Here is a 17183-nt window from a genome sequence, read left to right as displayed (position 1 = left end):
TTATTTGGCCACCAGCACGCAGCCAAGGATAATGAGCAGCACGCCGGCCCAGCGGGTCAGGGGCACTGTTTCGTGGAAGAAGAGGATGGCTGCAAACATACCGAGCACGTAACTGAGTGATATCATGGGGTAGGCCATGGAGAACGGGAAGTTCTTGATGATGTACATCCACAGCAGAGTGGCTGCAGCGTAGCACAGTCCGCAGCCCAGCCACCACCAGTTAGTTAGCTGGCTGGCCACGAAACGCAGGCTCCACGAGAAGGCGCCCATACGGGTCAGGGCGAATTTAAGGAACACCTGACCGCCACACAGCAGGATGCTCTGCACGATGGAAATCAGTATCAGTCTCATATCTTTCGGTAAATTACGCGGGCACTGTCGGCCTTGTCCTTGGTGTGAACAATGCGTACGCCGGTCAGCTCGTAGAGCGGATGGGCGCCCGGAGCGACAGACAGCATGACGGAGAGCGACCTGTCGGCAGCTACCCAGCCGGTAATGCCCAGCTGGGTGAGGTGCTGCTGCAGCTCGGGTGTAAGCTCATCGTTGGCACAGACCAGTGCCGTTTGGGCCTGTCCGGAGCGCAGTTGCAGGAACGCATCCATGAGGGCGCACTCAAAAGAGACGGAACCGTGGCTGTAGGTGCTGTTGTAACCTTGCGTGTGAGTATAGATGCCAATCATGGAAGCTACCGAGTTGTGGGTACAGAGCATGAAGTGGGTGGGCATGCTCACCTGCTCGCCCTCGGTTGCCAGGCCGCGGAGCATGTGCTCAGAGTCATCCCAGCTGCCCAAGGCAGTGCCGTTGATGATGGCGTCAGGGTGGCTCACGCCGCTGTCGTGCATGCACTTGAGCGCCGTGGCCAGGGCCCTTTTAAGCAGCCTTCCGTAGCGGCGGGTCTTCATGGGGTCGAGGTACAGGCGATAATCCTCGGCCGGCACGTCTCTTGCTATGGCCAGAACGTAAACCTTGTTCATCATACGCTACCTATTATTATAGATGAGTCGTTGCCGCCGAAGCCAAAGCTGTTGCACATGACATGGCGCAACGGCGCCGGCGGAGTTGTGCCCATGAAGGGCGAAAGGCAGCGGTCGTCGGCCTGGCTCCAGCCCACATTGCGCGGTATAAACTGCCGTTGCAGGGCTTGGACGCAGAAAACGGCCTCTATGCTGCCGCTGGCGCTCGTGGTGTGACCAGTGTAGCCCTTGGTCGAAGAGACCGGAGGCACATGGCTGCCGAAGAGCCTGCGAATGGCTGCACTTTCGCTTTCGTCGTTGTTAGGGGTGCCGGTGCCGTGGGCGTTGATGTAGCTGATGTGCTCCGGACGCAGCCCCGCGTCGGCCAGTGCCTTAGTCATGGCAAGGCCGGCACCCTCGCCCGTGGGCGACGAAGCCGTTTGGTGGTAGGCGTCGCAGGCGTTGCCCGTACCCTCGAGCACGGCCAGCGGCGTGGCGTGACGCCTGCTGACGGACTCCTCGCTCTCCAGAACAAGGAAGCCGGCTCCCTCGCCCAGGTTCAGCCCTTGGCGCATACGGTCGAACGGACGGCAACGGTGTTGGTCTAAAATCATGAGCGACTTGAACCCGTTAAGGTGGAAGAGGCTCAGGCTCTCGGCCCCTCCGGCCACCACGATGTCGCGCTCACCGGCCTCTATGAGCCGCGAGCCGAAGATGATGGCGTTAAGAGCAGAGCTGCAGGCCGTGGAGACGGTGGCGGTAAAATCAAAGCAGCCGAAGTGGTCGGCTATGTCGTTGGTGCAGCTGCCGCAGTCGTGATGGCGCAGCAGGTGGGCCGTGAGCCTGTCAGGATAGGCCAGTTCGGTGCGGTCCATGCCGCCCACGGTGGTGCCGGAGACCAGTGCCGCCGGCGTTTCCTGCAAGCGGGCGCAGTCCATAGCCTCGCGTACGGCCAGCATGCCCATAAGCGCGGTGCGCGAAGGCTGTGCAGCCGGGTCGAGCCCAAGGAGGCCGCACATCTCGCCGTTACTCATCTTCACCTCGCCTACGGGATATTCGCGGTGACCGGTCGGCAGGTACCTGACCTCGCCGATGCCCGTCGTTGCCTGCTGCAAAGCATGCAGATTCTCTTCCGCATTGGTGCCGATGGCGGACACAACGCCTACGCCTGTTATGAAAATACGCTTCTTCAAGGCCTACTTCTTGCGGTTACGGGCCACGTAATCGGCCATCACGTTGATGCTGCGGAATATCTCCTTGCCGGCCTTGGGGTCGCTAATCTTGATGCCGTAGTTCTTTTCGAGCAGGACGATAAGCTCCAAGGCGTCGATGGAATCGAGGCCAAAGCCCTCGTCGCCGAACAGGGGTGCGTCGTTATCTATATCCCCCGGCTTCACCTCTTCGAGGTTCAGGGCCTCAATAATCTTGTTTTTCAGTTCTTCCTGTAAATCCATATTTCAGTCTTGTTATTTGTTAGCAATGTAAATGTCGGCCTCAAAGTGGGCGTCGTCAGCATACTCCAGCCAGCCGCCCAGCACGCTGGTCGTTATGTCGTCGGTCAGTGCCTGTGCCGTTACCTGCCGCATGACGGCCTCGTCCTTGGCCGGGAGAACGTAGAAACTGGTCTCTCCGCAGTAGCGGTTGCGTATGGCTATCTCGCCCGTTACGATGTTGGGCAGCGTGTAGACGAAGATAGCGGGACTGGGGAAATACTCCTCCGGCGAGGCTATTGTTTGCTGGTAGGCGCGGTCGTTGTCAAGAGAGCCGGCACGGTTGAAGAATACCACGGCCCTGTCCTCACGCATCCGGGCCTCGGGAACGCGGCCTTTCTCGTCGAAAGTGCGCTCTCCCTCTTGCTGCAACAGCAGCTCGGAGGCCACGAAACCCAGCCTGCAGAGGTTGTCCATCTTGAAGAATTTGGGGTAGTTACCTATCCGTTGGCGGTACACCTCTTTTAATATATCGGGGCCTTGGACGTGCAGGGGCAGCCGTGCTCCATCCAGAACGATGGCTTGGGGAGTAATGTGTACGGTATGGGTAGTGGTCATTCGGCGCCTCCTTTCTTATAATACATGGCGGCATTGCAGCCTCCGAAGCCCGACAGCAGCTTGACAAAGGCACGCCCGGAGGTGCTGCGGTTGACATTGGAAATGTTGACAGGGCACGAAACTCCCGGCTGGCTGTAGCCGCGGGTGGCGAGAACGGTGTGGTCGCTCACGGCACGCATGCTCAAGACAGCTTCCAAGATGCCGGCTGCACCCATCGTATGACCGTAGTAGCCTTTCAGCGTGTTGAGCGGCACAGCCGACAGGCCGGCACGCGAGATGGCCACGGCCTCCATCTCGTCGTTATAGGGCGTGGAGGTTCCATGCACGTTGATGAGGGCCAGCTCTTCTTTTTCTACGTTCTGCAATACGGCTCGCAAGGCCCTGTAACTGCCCTCGCCGGTTCGCGACGGACCCGAGATGTGGTTGGCATCGTTACGGATGGCGCCCGCAACGGCATACCATCTGTCGGCCTCATCGGCCGTTTCCGCCTTTCTGTAAATCATCGTGGCGGCGGCTTCTCCTAAATTCAGGCCGCACCGCTGGGCGTCGAAAGGACGGCAGGTGTCGGGCGACAAGGCCTTAAAGGACTGGAAACCGGAGACTATGAATTGAGACTGCACGTCGGCACCAGCCACTATCACGTAATCGTAAAGTCCGCTCTCCAGGCTCCGCTGGGCTGCAATCTGGGCGCAGAGACCCGAGATGCAGGCGTTGCTCACCACCATCGGCAGGTTAGGATTGCCGAAGTGTCGGGTTATCACCGTAGCAGCATTGCCCAGTAACACCGCCTCAGTGGCTGTTCTGCCGGCAGGGCAGGCGGTCCGGGGGTCAAGGAGTTCTACGTTGCCTTTGGTGGTGCTGATGATGAAAAGCACCCTGGCAGACGACGGGTTGACAGTTGTTTGCTGCAAACTCTCCGTTATCGAGTGGATGAGCGCACGCTCAAAGCGGGTGAACTCACCCTCGCCGGGGAGGGCAGCCCATTGCTCCTCCGTGAACAGAGATGCCGTGAAGGGTTCGGGAATGCCCCACTTGCCCTCGTAACGGCGCAGCTCCGACCTACCGGCCTTTACTGCCCGGTAGTTCTCCTCGGTTGTCATACCGAGGGGAGAGGTGATGTTATCGGCTATCTTCTCTATCATTCCGTTACTCCCCATTTGCTTTTCCACGCTTCGTAAAAAGGCGGATTATCCCATAACAGCTGGTAGTCGTGGTCCAGAAACACCTGCACGCTCCGCCCCGTAGCTATCAAGGCATCGTCGGCCTGGTCGTGAATTTCGTAATTGAACACTATCTTTGCGGCCTCTGTTGGCTCGTAGGCAATGTCTATGCGAGCCTGCATGCCATAGCGCAAAGGCTTCTTGTAGTGGAACGACAAGTCAACAAGAGGCGCGTAGCAGCCATTGTCGAATATGGTCTGATAGCCCAACCCGTACCGCTTTCCGAACGCTTCACGGGCATCCTCGAAGTACAACGAGTAGGCTCCATGCCACACGAAGTTCATCGAATCGACCTCGCTGAACCTGATATCAAATGCTTTGCTGACTTTCAATTCCTTCATTCTTCTACCTCATCTGCTAAGGCTATCTTCATTTCTGCTGTGGAGATGACCCTGTCTCCCACCCTGACCGTTGCGCTGACCAGGGTTAAATCCATTATCTGTTCTATGACCTCAATCGTTGTATCGAGCACATCGCCAACCTTGGGCGTGTCGAAAACCTTCATTCCTTTTATCGCTCCGATGAACCCAATCTGTATGGCACGCTTGAGTACGTACTTGTTTACGTAGCCCAACCGGGCCGCACAAGTCTGCGCCATGTTCTCGGCCAGGGCGCTGGCGTCCAGTCGTCCGTCGGTAACAAAGATGTTGTCGGCACGGACTTCGAACCGGGTAGAAGTGCTGCCCGCATCGAAATGGGTCAGCACATCTACCATCACGAACGGTTCCTGCTGCGGCAACAGCTCGTGGATGTCTATTTCTTCTAACCTTCTAACTCCAGAATTCATAATAGTTAAACCACTGGGTAGGATATTGATGCACGACAGTCTCCAGATCGGAGGCAAACTGCTGCGCCAGTGCTGCTGCCCGTTCCTTGAACGTTTGGCCCGAAGTGGCCAGCTGGTGGATGTAGACATGATACCTGCGGGTGCCCTCCTTCATCACGTGAATGGCCAGTACAGGCACTTCGCGCTGTGCTGCCATGGCGTAGGGGCCTAACGGGAACCTGGCTTTGGCACCCATGAAATCGCACTCCACATAACGTGGACTGCCCAGAATCCGGTCGGCCGGCACGCTCACCGACTCTCCGTCGGCCAGTGCGTTGCTCATGATGAACAGATGGCTCATATCCTCCCTGACGGGTATCATCCTGATGTTGTTCTCCGACAGGATGCGTTGGCGGTTCTTCATCACGGTCTCCGCCTCGCCTCCATACACCAAGGCATTGAACCGCTTGTGGCTTGCAGTGAGCGCATAGCCTGCCGCCTCATAGTTCCCAACGTGAGCACTCAGGATGACGAAGCCGCTCTCTCCCTTTGCCAGATGCTGATACCGGTCGTAGCCATCGATAGCAAAGTCGAACTTGCCGCCGGCATACATGCAGAAGCGATCTAATATGACTTGGGCAAACTTGCAGTGATTGCGGTACACGCCGACGAACGACTGCAGGGGCGAACGGTGCAGGCGGCGCCTGAAGAAATGGTACATGGAGCTATAACCCTGATGGGCAAACAGCATGTAAAAGGGCACCACGAACACCTCTGCGCCTGCATACATCAGCCGTAACGGCAAATGCCGCATGGCTGCTATCAGGCTCCGGTGCATCCACGTCGTGCCTTCAGTTGTACCTCTCCACTGTCTTTCCGCCATCGGCACCGTGCTATTTGTCGCCTACTTTGCCCTCTATGTAATCGCAGAACTGTGCCAGCGTCTTGACATCGGCCATCTCCTCCGGCTTTATTTTGAAGCCGAACTTCTTTTCAACGATGACAACAATGTCCACGAAGTCGAGCGAGTCGATGCCTAAGTCGTCCTTCAGCAAGGCCTCGGGAACAATTTTCTCCTCGTCGATCTCAAGGTCGTCAATCAGGAACTCACGTACTTTCTCTTCAATTTCTTGTCTTGTCATATTCTGATTATTTATTTGTTATCTTCTTGCAAAGCAGGATGCTGTGCCCCTGTCCTAAGTTATCGTATATCTGCCTGACCTCAAGGCCGGCCTTGCTGATAACCCGTTTCAGGTCTTCACTATGATACATCTTGCTGTTTCCGTTAGCTATAGCGGTGAAATACAGGCTTATCTGAGTCAGGCAAAAGGCCGCCGGCTCGTACTTCTGGCGGTCCCACAGCGTCTCCATGATGTACAGCGTTGTGTCCGCATCCATGATTTGGGCAGCCCGTCGCAGGATACTTTCAATCTCGCTCTCGGCAAAGCAGTCCAGGAACTGGCTCATCCAGATGGCATCGTAGTGCCTGTCGGTCGGGAAGCTACTCTCCTCCTTCAACATGTTTGTTGCATATCCGTCGATGCGGTCGGCACCTTCATGGCCTTTCACAGCCTCCCGCATCAGGGCCAACTGCTGCGGTAAGTCCATGATAGTTACACGTACATCGCTGTCATAGTCTACACATCGCAGCGCCCAACGGCCCGTGTTGCCTCCTACATCGAGCAAGGTTCCGGGCCTGTTGGCAAAGACCACCTTCAGTGCATCATCAAAAGAGCTGTCGCTGTAGAAGTGGTCAAAGGCGAACCAGCTCTTCTGCACCGGTTCCGGAAGCTGCGACAAGCCTTCATACACCGTTGACCAAGAGCCGAAATGGCGCAATCCTTCGGGTTTGCCGGCCTTCAGTGCCTCTTCCAGATGAAACATTCCTTCATAATTCACGTCGTGATTGAAGTCCATATTCACCTTCGTTGCCGGGTCATTGAGCAAGAACCAGCCGGTTTTAGAGAGCGAGAACCGTTCGGTCTCTCTGTCTACCAGCACCGTTCCAATGGTCAGCGAAGCCTCAAGGAGGCATTTGGCGGCATAGGTACTGATGCCTGCCCGCTCGGCCACCTCATTGCCGGTAAGCTCTTCATCGCGCAACATCGCGAGTATGCCCCACTTCACCATCAGCCTCGAAACTTCGAATACGATGGGTCCGAAGGCAATGAATTCAGCGGCGCGTTGCGCATGCCGGGCCGATAACGTTTCCCTGGTGTACTGGCGGTCTAATGCTTCAGATAAATACATTTACTGCTTCAGCTTGTTCAATTCATTCTTTAATAAGTTTGCCAGCTTCTTGCCGGTATCTTTGAAGCCATCGCCCCAGAGGTTCGACATGGAGCCGAAGGTGCCGCCCTTGCCGTTGATGGTGAACTTCACGACTTCCTTCTGTGTAGACGCTTCACGCACGGTGAACTCTACAACCTGGTTTCCTTTCTTCTCAACTGATACCGGATGAACGGTCATCACGAACTTCGTCTCCCCCGTTTCCGACAAGAACAGGCCCATATCCTCCAACTTTTCATTGGCTTTGCCAAGCAAACACTCTTTTAGTTGGGGCTTCAGTTCGTTCTCCCATTCATTTTCCGCATTGTATTCAGGCTGTTCCGCCTGCCTATACTCCAACCAGTCGGCCAGCTGCCTGCCCACAATCTTGGTGTTGTTCCAGTCTTCTACAACCTTTATCTTCGCTTCGCCAGCCAGCGGGGCGAATGAACCGGTAAACTCATCTTTGGCGTTCACGGCAACTGCTGCCATGAGTACAACCGCCAGCAACAATAATTTCTTCATTCTCATTATACCTTATTTATTACTTTCCTGTGCAAACTCACAAATCAGCTGGGCCATTTTCTTATAGGTAAGTCCCCTGCGCCGCGTTTCCGAAGATGCCACCTCGAAAGCCCGCATGTTGACTCCCCGCAGCTTGTTCACGTTCAGCACGCACACTGTCTGATTGTTCGACAAGTCGATAACATCAACCGTAGCCGACACCTCGCACGCACCTGTCTTGCGTGAAAAGGACGGGATGAACATGGCCGCAGCCGTGCTGCCCAAGTCCAAATCAGTTACATGAACCACAATCTTGTAATCGGCCTTGCCTTCTTTGATGAGGCTGATGTTCATCTTGCTCTCATCATTCCAGCGGGGCATGAAGTAGTTGTCCTGCGTCTCTATGCACTCGCCCGGCCAGTCTCTTACGTTTTCCTCTCCGCGGTCCTTGAGATACTGCTCCAAAGGCTTGCCCTCGCAAATCGTCTTTGAGTAGTCGAACTCGTAAAGAGCCGTCTTGCCGGGTTGGTTTAGTACCTGCACATCGCCACTCTGCAGCGTGATGTACTTCTTCTTGGCGCTCATTGACATGGCCATAACTAATGCCAGTGTCAGTAACAATAGCTTTTTCATCATAGTATATGTATTAAAATTAAAAGTTCTGTTGTACTTTCCTCACCACCAGAGCCGAGTTCGTACCGCCAAAGCCGAAGCTGTTGGAGAGCACGGTCCGTAGGTCGCAGGGCGTTGTCCGGGTGGCCAGATTGAGATGCTCGCTGTATTCATCGGGATTGCAGAAGTTGATGTTGGGTGCCACAAAGTTGTTCTGCATCATCAGCACCGAGTAAACAACCTCGCTGGCACCAGCCATCCAGCACTCGTGGCCGGTCATGCTCTTGGTTGAAGATATCAACGCATGACGGCCGCGGAAAAGTCTGTCCAAGGCGATGGCCTCGAACATGTCGCCCTGCTGCGTGCTCGTGGCGTGGGCATTCACGTAGTCCACGTCGTCTGCAGCCACACCTGCCATCTCCATGGCGCGTGTCATGGCCACTACGCTGCCGTCGTCGGAGGGCTGACTGATGCCGCCTCCGTTGGACGAAAAGCCGTAGCCGCACACTTCGGCCAAGATGGGAGCACCGCGCTTCACGGCACTTTCGTACTCCTCCAGCATCAGCGCGGCTGCACCTCCGCTCGGAATGAGCCCGTCGCGGTCGCGGTCAAAGGGTCTCGAAGCCTTCTCCGGCTCGTCCATCCGCATGGAGAAGGCGCCCAGAGCATCGAAGGTGGCCATGCTGTAGTAGTTTACTTCCTGCGCACCACCACACAGCACCCTGTTCTGCAGCCCCTGCTTGATGAGCAGATAGCCCAGTCCGATGGAGTGGCTGCCGCTGGCGCAGGCCGAACTTACGGAGAAGTTGACGCCGCGCAGATGGAAGATAGCGCTCAGGTTCATGTTCACCGTCGAGTTCATGGACTGGAAGATATAGCCCGAACCCAGCATTTGGGTGTCGTGTTCGGTGGCCATGATGTTGGCCGCCTCTATCACCGGGCGGGCCGAAGAGTCGTTGCCGAATATCACGCCCACCTCGTTCTGCTGCAGAAACTCATCGTCGATGCCGGCCTGGCGGAATGCTTCGGCCGATGCCATATAGGCATATTCGCCCTCTTCTGCCATGCCCATACGCTCCCGACGCGACAAGATGCCCTTGAGCACGGGGCGCTTCACGATGCCCGTCAGTGCCGACTGGTAACCGTATGCTATTCGTTCCTTCTCGATGCCGATACCTGATTTGCCCATGCGCAACGACTCCGTAACGGCCTCCTTGTCAGTTCCCAGACACGACCATATACCCATGCCCGTTATCACTACTCTTCTTTCCATGCAACTGTTTATGTGTACAATCCTCCGTTAATTTGTATTACCTGCCCCGTAATGTAGGCGGCATCGGCGCCGGCGAGGAACTCCACCGCCGCCGCCACTTCGTCCGGAGTGCCGAAACGGCCTGCCGGTATGAGTTTCTTCAGCTCGTTCTCGTCCAGGTCGTGCGTCATGTCAGTGGCTATAAAACCCGGAGCCACCGCGTTGACTGTAACCTTACGCTTGGCCACTTCTTGCGCCAAGGCCTTCGTAGCACCAATAACGGCGGCCTTGGCAGCCGAATAATTGGTTTGTCCGGGCAGTCCCTTGATGCCCGAGAGCGATGCTACGTTGATAATCCTGCCGTTCCGATGGGTCAGCATATCCTTCAACAAGCGGCGCGTAATGTAAAAGAAGCCGTTGAGCGAAGTGTCAACTACCTGCTTCCACTCGTCGTTCTGCATGAATATGAGCAGGTTGTCGCGGCGTAGGCCGGCATTGTTCACCAGCACCGACACATAGTCTGCCGGGTGCGCCTCCTGCCATTGGGCCAAGGCGGTCTCTATGGCTTCCGGGCTGGAGATATCGAAGCAGAGCAGCTCGGCCTGTCCACCCACGGCCTCGATTTCGGCTACCGTCTGCCGGGCAGCATCCTCATTGGAGCGGTAGTTTATGATTACCGCCCTGCCGCTGCGTGCCAACCGCAGGGCCACGGCCTTGCCTATGCCCCTTGAGCCGCCTGTGATGAGTGCATATTCCATATTGGGTTGCTGCGTCGTTATTGGTTTTATCTGCCGCCGATGAAATTGAACCCCACGGTCATGAAGAAGCTCCTGTGGTGGCCATCGCCAATAAAAGGCTCCGAAAGTTGATCAACCAGTCCATAGTTCACACCCATATTGGCATAGAAGTTGTTTACAGCAACGCCCACGCCCTCACGCAATCCGAAGTCTACTTTATCGTTTCCAAACCCGTAAGAGACGTAAAAACCAGTGAAAGGCTGCAATGTCACCTTATCGCCGATATAGAAGTGGTAGCTGCCTACCATCGGCATGAGAACCGAATGGTTGTGAGACGTGAACTCATCTACTGTGTACCCGTCCGTATAGTAAACTTTCCCACGCGTTCCCATGTCCATATAGTAAAGCCCGCTCTCGACATACACGGGCACCGAAGCCACCCTGTAGTCTACTGCTATGCCGCCTGTAGGCATGGTAATAACCCTGGATTCGTCAAAGTCGTACGACGAGAAGCCCACGCCGGCCCTTGCTCCTACGTGGTAGCGCACGGCATGTTTATAGGCCGGTTGGAACTGTGCATGTGCCCACAGGGCAACAAGCAGGAAAGCGAATACTGCTACTAATTTTTTTTCCATATTTCTTTATTGTTTTGATGAGAGGTTCAACGGGTTGTCCTTCAGCCATTCCTCGATGGCTGCCGTTTCGCGGTAAAACGGCGTATCGGCTACGATAACGGGCTGTATCAGCCTCACCGCGTCGTAGGCACGGCGCGAGGCAGGGCTCACCTTGTCCTTAATGCCGAGGCAGTCGATGGCCTGGGCCAGCGCCATATACTGAATGGCCATTACCTGCCAGCAGTTTTCTATCACGTGGCGGGTGATGAGTGCCGTGTTGGTACCCATGCTCACAATGTCCTGGTTGTCGTTGTTGTTGGGTATGCTGTGCACGTAGTTGGGCATGGAGAGGGTCTGGCACTCGGCCGTGGTAGACGTAGCAGTGAACTGACAGGCCTGCATACCGTAGTTCAGTCCTAATTGGCCAAGGTTCAGGAAGGGCGGCAACATGCCATTGATGCGGTCGTGCAGGAGGTAGTTGAGCTGCCTTTCGGCCGTCATGGCCAGGCGTGTCATGGCTATCTTCACCTTGTCTTCCTCCAACGAAACATAGTCGCCGTGGAAGTTCCCGCCGTGATAAACGTTCTTGGAGACGGGGTCTACGATGGGATTATCGCACGCCGAGTTGAGCTCCTCCAGCAGAATACGCCGCGCGTTGGCCAGCGTCTCGCAGACCGGACCGAGTATCTGGGGCGTGCAACGCAGCGAGTAATAGGCCTGCACCTTGTGCTCAAAGGTCTTTACCTCCCTGTGGCCGTTGTCGTACAGCTCGTGTTCGCGCTGCTGCAGGCACCGGCTTCCGGCGGCCAGGGCACGCATGCGGCGGGCTATCTCGCGCTGTCCGGCGTGGCGTTTGGCACCGTTCAGTTGGGCTGCCATCAGGTCGTCGAAGCTGCCAGCAATCTCGTTCATCATCACGCCGGCCAGCGTAGCCCAGTCCAGGAGCCGCTCGGCTTCAAACTGGTTCACCATGCCGATGCCCGTCATCACGCTGGTACCGTTGGTCAGCGAGAGACCTTCGCGTATATGGATGCTCAGGGGCTGCAGGCCGCACTCACGCAACACGTCGGCCGCGGGGCGCCACCGGCCCTTGTAATGTACCTCGCCCTCGCCTATCATTGTGAGCGCTATGTGCGCCAGCTGCACCAGGTCGCCACTGGCGCCTACGCTGCCGTGCGCCGGTATAAGCGGGAAGATGCCGTGGTTTATGAACTCAACGAGCAGCTTCACACAGTCGGGATGGACGCCGCTACGTGCCTGCAGGAATGTGCCCAGGCGCGCTATCATGGCCGCCTTTACGCAGCGGTCGTCGAGCGGTTGGCCGGCTCCGGTGGCGTGACTCCTGATGATGTTGTACTGCAAGTCTTCCAGATAGCGGTCGTCTACACGCCACTGAGCCATCGGACCGAAGCCGGTATTGATGCCGTAAATGATTTTATCGGAACTGAAATCGCGCAAGAAACGGTAACAGCTTTCCACTTCTGCCATCGGCAGATGGTTGATGTCTATCTTTCCGTCGGCATAGAGAAGCCTCTCTACCTCCGTCCATTCAAATTCAAAGTTCATACTGTCTACGCTCCGGACGGTGCACGCGGCCTTGCCGGGGGCTTGTTTCCAGCCCGCTCACATGGTGCTCCATCCGTTGTTATTGGCTTCAAAAGTACGAACATTATTACAGAAAACCAAATAAAAAAGGCAAAAAATGAGTTGCAGAAAGTGAAACCGCTGCCCTTTGTCACACTTTCTTCACACGGCCCTATACACCATCACACGGCCTGCCCGGCTGCCGACGAGGGGCGCGTGCTCGCCCCGGCAGAAGCTCTCCAGCAGCTTGCGGCTCTTGTAAAGCGACACGCCGAGGGCGTAGTGCAGGCTCCTCACGGTGCAGTAACCCTCTTCGGCGCACAGCTGCAGTGCCCGGGCCAGCGGCTCGCCGCTCCGGTTGGCGGGTACAGGCGGCACCGTATCCAGCCGCACGCAGCCCGTTACAAGACTGCCGACCTCGGCCTCCAGGGAGCGGGTGGCCCTGACGGAGAGGCCGCAGAACTCGATGTCGTCGGCCGGAATGGGCTCGCCCACGCCGTATTTGCGGCTAACGAGGCGCCCCTGAGCGTCCTTGTGGCGCCTCAGCCTCAGCCGGGGGCGCACGATGAACAGGTCGCCCACCCGCACGGGACGGTTGCAGAGCAGCTGCTCCACCGTCAGTTCACGGATGGCTGCAAGGCTCGCCTGCAGCTGTGGCGTATTGGCCCACACGTTGCGCCTGATGCTTTCGGCCACTTCCTTTTCACTCGTCGTAACGCCCACGTAGCACGGATGGCAGGCATAGCTGCCGTCGGCCTCGGGCCGTGGGTTGCGCACTTCGACGTAGGTTAGCTTGAATCCATTTTTCTTTGTCATGTCTGTTGTTGTTTGAAAGGTTTGTAAACTACGCCTGCAAAGATACCCCGCCGCGTCTGCCCTGTCAACTCCGGGGTTGGTACAATTCATGCTACAGGGTGCCGGAGTTGCCATGCGCGAACTTTCGACACTTGTCGCACGATGATGCGACACTTGTCAAACAATCGTGCGACAAGTGTCGAAAGTTCCTGCTTCTATCCTTCAAGCCCTCAGAACGATGCCGGCAGCACCCTGGCAGGCACCGCCCGGCACCGCGAACGCGCACTCGCAGCAGGACACGGCTGCGGAATTTGCGTATTTATACGTTCCGAAAGGCGCGGCGTATCATTAATTTTCGCTATCTTTGCGCTGCTATTCAACGGAGAATAAAGCATGAACACGAACCGTATCATCAGTCTGCTTGCTGCCGTGCTCATTATGAGCCATGCCGTCGCTGCAACCGGCAGCAGAGGAGAAGCCACGGCACAAAGGCCCGCGGAGAGCGTGGTACTGACCATTGGCACCCTGCACGCGCAACACGGCAGCAATCCGAACTACACGTATCAGGACCTGTATCGCATCATGGAAACATTCAGCCCGCAGGTTATCTGCGTTGAGATACCGCCCGCGTACTTCAGGAGGAAGCCTTACCTGAAGGAGATGACGATGGGCGCACTCTATGGTTTAGGGCGCGGACTGGAGGTTTACGCCATAGACTGGTGGCCGCCGCACGACGCCCGGGCGGAACGACGGGCCTACATGAAAACCGACGATTACAGGCAAAAGCAGGCCAAACTGGACAGTCTGCTGCGACAGGATGAGGTGACGGCAGCCTTCATCGGCAAGTACGGTTCGCTGGAGAAGGTAGCCGAGACCGATACCATGGGCTGGCTGTTCTTTAACGGCAGCAAATACAACAACTACGTGAAAAGGCTGTACACGTACACGGCAGCCGTATTCGGAGACGGATGTATGAACCTGTACGCAGAACAGCGCAATGCAAAAATGGCGGAACTCATAGGCCAAGCCGTTGACGCAAACAGGGGGAAGCGCATACTCATACTCACCGGAGCGGAGCATAAATACTACTTTGACGATGCTATGGCAAGCCGGAAGGACGTCAGGCTGGTGCAGCTAAGCGACCTGCTGCCCCTGAAAAGCACCCCTATGGACAGCCTGATCGCGCACTACCTGCGCACGGGAGTGGCTCTGGGCTACTACGAAGACAAGGAGACAGCCTACCGGCAGGCACTGGTGCCGCTGCTGCACGGGCCCGACATGGACGACGAGCCGGAAACCGTACGGGCTGAGGACATGGCGAAGGCCGGCCCCATCATCAGCGAATGGGAGCTGGCAGTGGGCAACAGCAAACGGCTGAGCTTTGAAAAAACGTGGTATTACTTCTTGTGCAAGGACTACAAGCGGGCTATCAGAGAAGCCCGCCGGTTTATCAGAAGCACGGACAAGCTGCCTGCCGACTTGCAGGAATTCATCATTCCGTTCTTCTGGCGGAACCTTGGCTTCTGCTATGACATGGCGGGTAGAAGGAAGAAAGCTGCAGAGGCTTACGACAAAGGCATAAGCGCCTGCCGGCAGATGGGCATGAACGGGGAAGACATAGAGGACATCTACCGCGACTATCTGCACCACCCCTATAGCCCGCAGCAAGGCAGCAGGTAGCCACAGGGGTGCAGGCACGGCCTAAACTGCCTGCTGGGTGTGCCGCAGCTTCAGCATTTCGGGCGGCACGGACCGGCGGATTTCGTCTACCAACAGCTTGCGCAGGGTCTGACGGATGAAGCTCTTGCCGGTCATCATCACAATCTCGCGCGTTGGCACGGGCAGTGCGAAGGGCTTTACAAGCTGTTTCTGCCCGTCATTAAGCTGCTGCAGAGCCAGCTCGGGAATAAAGGTTACGCCCTTTCCACTTTCCACTATGCGCATGAAAGTCTCTATGCTGCCCAGGCTGTAGGCCTTCCGGCTGCGGCTGGCAGCCTTGAGATGGCAGTACTTGACGAGCTGGTCGCGGAAGCAATGGCCCTCGTCCAGCAGCCACAGATACTCGCCCGAGAGGTCGGCTATGCGTATGTTGTCGTTGCTGTAGAGCTTGTCGTCCTTGGCTACATAGGCAAAGAACTGCTCGTAGAAGAGCGTCTCAACATCGAAGTTCTCGAGCCCTTCCACCCTTGCCAGTATGCCGGCATCGATGTCGCCGTGTACAAGAGCCTTGCGGATGTCCTCGGTCTGCATCTCCGTTATGCGTATATCCATGTCGGGATGGCTGTTCATGAGCTGGGGAAAGAAGCGGGGTATGAGGTAGGGAGCTATGGTGGGCAGCACGCCGATGTTAAAAGCACCGAGCAGCGAGTGGCGGTCTTCCTCCACTATCTCCTTGAGTTTGCGGGCGCGCACCAGCACCTTCCAGGCCTGCTCTATGATTTCCAGGCCCACGGCCGTAGGCTTGACTGGGTTCTTCTTGCGGTCAAAGATTTTGACGCCAAGCTCGTCTTCCAGCTTCTGAACCATGGAACTGAGCGTTGGTTGCGTTACGTCACAATGCTCGGCCGCCTTGGCAAAGTGCTTGAATCGGTAAACGGCCACCACATATTCTAATTGTTGTAAAGTCATCACATAGTCTCCTTTGAGTACAAAGATAGCCTTTTTTGGTGAAACAACGGCCTCGGAATGAAATAATTTCAAGTAAGAGGGCAAACTTTCTGCCGCCTGAAAGCACGATAAACAGGCTGAAAGCGTGCCGCAGATAGATTTTATCAATGACGGGATAGACAATATCTGTTTGGACGTAATCAGTATTTGCCTATATTTGCAATATCAAAACGAACAAATACCAATTAGCAACCAATAAACTGAAAAAGAAGATGATGATGGTAATGGAAATGCCCCCGATGCCCTACATCGAACAGGCAAAAGAACCGGAAGTAACCTTCAGGTTGGTAAAAAGTGAAAGAAACATAGTTAATAACAACTCTAAAAGCAATAAGAATATGAAAGTAAATATGCCAGTACTCCCTTATGCAGCAAACGCATTGGAGCCAGTTATCAGTGAGCAGACCATCAATTTCCACTACGGAAAGCATCTGCAGAATTACGTGAACACCATCAACCAGCTCGTAGAGGGCACCGACCTCGAGGGAAAAAGCCTGGTGGATATCGTCAAGGCAGCACCCGAAGGCCCCGTGTACAACAACGCCGGGCAGTCGCTCAACCACACGCTGTACTTCCTCCAGTTCCAGGCACCGGTGAAAGGCAATGCCCCCAAGGGCAAGATTGCAGCTGCCATCAACGCCGCCTTCGGCAGTTTCGATGAGTTCAAGAAGCAGTTCAACCAGGCTGCAACGTCGCTCTTCGGCTCCGGATGGGCTTGGCTGTCGCAGGATAAGGACGGTAAGCTCGTTATCACCAAGGAGGCCAACGGCGGCAACCCGGTGCGCAGCGGACTCAACCCGCTCATGGGCATCGACGTATGGGAGCACGCCTACTACCTTGACTACCAGAACCGCCGTGCCGACCACGTAGCAGCAGTTTGGGACATCATTAACTGGGAGGTGGTAGAGAGCCGGCTGAAATAAAGCTGCCGGCAGCTCCACGGGTACTCCGGTTACGGCCGGAAACTTCCCCAAGCGCCTCTCCTGACAGTGTACACAACATAAACACGCGAACAAGACCCATCTGCGACAGATGGAATGATTGAAAACAAAACCAGTAGGTAGAGTGAGGTGGAAAAGCCGAGCGCGTTTGACCCCCGAGGGCAAAGCGACGTTGCCCCCTGAAAACTTTTTTATTTTGCCCCCTCTAAAGTCCTGACTGGC

At 56.1% G+C, this 17183-nt stretch carries 21 protein-coding genes; 2 read left to right on the top strand and 19 right to left on the bottom strand.

Annotated elements, in window-relative coordinates; genetic code table 11:
• The 18 genes from BMW31_RS12125 to BMW31_RS12040 form a co-directional block, all read right to left on the bottom strand.
• On the bottom strand, positions 1–351 hold the full coding sequence (locus BMW31_RS12125; protein WP_091826323.1) for an EamA family transporter: 351 nt from the start codon (positions 349–351) through the stop codon (positions 1–3).
• Positions 348–977 (bottom strand): beta-ketoacyl synthase chain length factor, encoded by a 630-nt coding sequence (locus tag BMW31_RS12120; protein WP_091826321.1) that lies wholly within the window; start codon positions 975–977, stop codon positions 348–350. Before BMW31_RS12120 ends, BMW31_RS12125 begins: the two co-directional genes overlap by 4 nt.
• Positions 974–2146 (bottom strand): beta-ketoacyl-[acyl-carrier-protein] synthase family protein, encoded by a 1173-nt coding sequence (locus BMW31_RS12115; protein ID WP_091826319.1) that lies wholly within the window; start codon positions 2144–2146, stop codon positions 974–976. Before BMW31_RS12115 ends, BMW31_RS12120 begins: the two co-directional genes overlap by 4 nt.
• 3 nt (positions 2147–2149) lie before the next feature.
• On the bottom strand, positions 2150–2407 hold the full coding sequence (locus BMW31_RS12110; protein WP_091826316.1) for a phosphopantetheine-binding protein: 258 nt from the start codon (positions 2405–2407) through the stop codon (positions 2150–2152).
• A gap of 12 nt (positions 2408–2419) precedes the next feature.
• Entirely contained in the window at positions 2420–3001 is a 582-nt protein-coding gene (locus BMW31_RS13670) for a hypothetical protein (protein WP_091826313.1), read from the bottom strand.
• A complete protein-coding gene (locus BMW31_RS13665; RefSeq protein ID WP_317039786.1) occupies positions 2998–4158 on the bottom strand; it encodes a beta-ketoacyl synthase N-terminal-like domain-containing protein in 1161 nt (386 codons plus the stop codon). The genes BMW31_RS13670 and BMW31_RS13665 overlap by 4 nt, the downstream gene beginning before the upstream one ends.
• Positions 4140–4562 (bottom strand): acyl-CoA thioesterase, encoded by a 423-nt coding sequence (locus BMW31_RS12095; protein WP_091826309.1) that lies wholly within the window; start codon positions 4560–4562, stop codon positions 4140–4142. The genes BMW31_RS13665 and BMW31_RS12095 overlap by 19 nt, the downstream gene beginning before the upstream one ends.
• Entirely contained in the window at positions 4559–5008 is a 450-nt protein-coding gene (locus BMW31_RS12090) for a hotdog family protein (RefSeq protein WP_091826307.1), read from the bottom strand. The genes BMW31_RS12095 and BMW31_RS12090 overlap by 4 nt, the downstream gene beginning before the upstream one ends.
• On the bottom strand, positions 4992–5870 hold the full coding sequence (locus BMW31_RS12085) for an LpxL/LpxP family acyltransferase (protein ID WP_091826305.1): 879 nt from the start codon (positions 5868–5870) through the stop codon (positions 4992–4994). Before BMW31_RS12085 ends, BMW31_RS12090 begins: the two co-directional genes overlap by 17 nt.
• A gap of 10 nt (positions 5871–5880) precedes the next feature.
• Positions 5881–6129, bottom strand: a complete 249-nt coding sequence (locus tag BMW31_RS12080) for an acyl carrier protein (protein ID WP_091826303.1) — start codon at positions 6127–6129, stop codon at positions 5881–5883.
• Between the two features lie 7 nt (positions 6130–6136).
• The gene (locus tag BMW31_RS12075) at positions 6137–7237 is read right to left on the bottom strand and encodes a FlxJ family methyltransferase (RefSeq protein WP_091826301.1); all 1101 of its coding nucleotides are present in this window, start codon (positions 7235–7237) and stop codon (positions 6137–6139) included.
• On the bottom strand, positions 7238–7780 hold the full coding sequence (locus BMW31_RS12070; RefSeq protein ID WP_091826299.1) for a hypothetical protein: 543 nt from the start codon (positions 7778–7780) through the stop codon (positions 7238–7240).
• A 12-nt stretch (positions 7781–7792) separates the two neighbouring features.
• Positions 7793–8395 (bottom strand): hypothetical protein, encoded by a 603-nt coding sequence (locus BMW31_RS12065; protein ID WP_143049207.1) that lies wholly within the window; start codon positions 8393–8395, stop codon positions 7793–7795.
• Positions 8396–8411: 16 nt separating this feature from the next.
• Positions 8412–9644, bottom strand: a complete 1233-nt coding sequence (locus BMW31_RS12060; RefSeq protein WP_091826293.1) for a beta-ketoacyl-[acyl-carrier-protein] synthase family protein — start codon at positions 9642–9644, stop codon at positions 8412–8414.
• A gap of 8 nt (positions 9645–9652) precedes the next feature.
• Positions 9653–10381 carry a flexirubin biosynthesis SDR family reductase FlxB gene (fabG, locus tag BMW31_RS12055; protein ID WP_091826291.1) on the bottom strand — a complete coding sequence of 243 codons (729 nt, stop codon included), beginning with the start codon at positions 10379–10381 and terminating at the stop codon, positions 9653–9655.
• Between the two features lie 26 nt (positions 10382–10407).
• Positions 10408–10995, bottom strand: a complete 588-nt coding sequence (locus BMW31_RS12050) for an outer membrane beta-barrel protein (protein ID WP_091826289.1) — start codon at positions 10993–10995, stop codon at positions 10408–10410.
• A 6-nt stretch (positions 10996–11001) separates the two neighbouring features.
• On the bottom strand, positions 11002–12540 hold the full coding sequence (hutH, locus tag BMW31_RS12045) for a flexirubin biosynthesis tyrosine ammonia-lyase FlxA (RefSeq protein ID WP_091826287.1): 1539 nt from the start codon (positions 12538–12540) through the stop codon (positions 11002–11004).
• Between the two features lie 180 nt (positions 12541–12720).
• A complete protein-coding gene (locus tag BMW31_RS12040; protein ID WP_091826285.1) occupies positions 12721–13374 on the bottom strand; it encodes a hypothetical protein in 654 nt (217 codons plus the stop codon).
• A 372-nt stretch (positions 13375–13746) separates the two neighbouring features.
• Between BMW31_RS12040 and BMW31_RS12035 the strand changes: the two genes are divergently transcribed.
• Entirely contained in the window at positions 13747–15033 is a 1287-nt protein-coding gene (locus BMW31_RS12035) for a DUF5694 domain-containing protein (RefSeq protein ID WP_091826283.1), read from the top strand.
• A gap of 21 nt (positions 15034–15054) precedes the next feature.
• Here the strand turns inward: BMW31_RS12035 and BMW31_RS12030 are convergent, their stop codons facing one another.
• Positions 15055–15981, bottom strand: coding sequence for a hydrogen peroxide-inducible genes activator (locus BMW31_RS12030; protein WP_091826280.1), 927 nt, complete (start codon positions 15979–15981; stop codon positions 15055–15057).
• Positions 15982–16235: 254 nt separating this feature from the next.
• On the opposite strand from BMW31_RS12030, the gene BMW31_RS12025 reads away from it, so the two are divergent.
• Positions 16236–16943 (top strand): superoxide dismutase, encoded by a 708-nt coding sequence (locus BMW31_RS12025; protein WP_091826363.1) that lies wholly within the window; start codon positions 16236–16238, stop codon positions 16941–16943.
• Positions 16944–17183: the final 240 nt, after the last annotated feature.

This window comes from Prevotella sp. kh1p2, assembly GCF_900111525.1.
GTDB lineage: Bacteria > Bacteroidota > Bacteroidia > Bacteroidales > Bacteroidaceae > Prevotella.
Note: the sequence above shows the minus strand (reverse complement) of the source record. Positions and strands in the feature narration are given on the sequence as shown.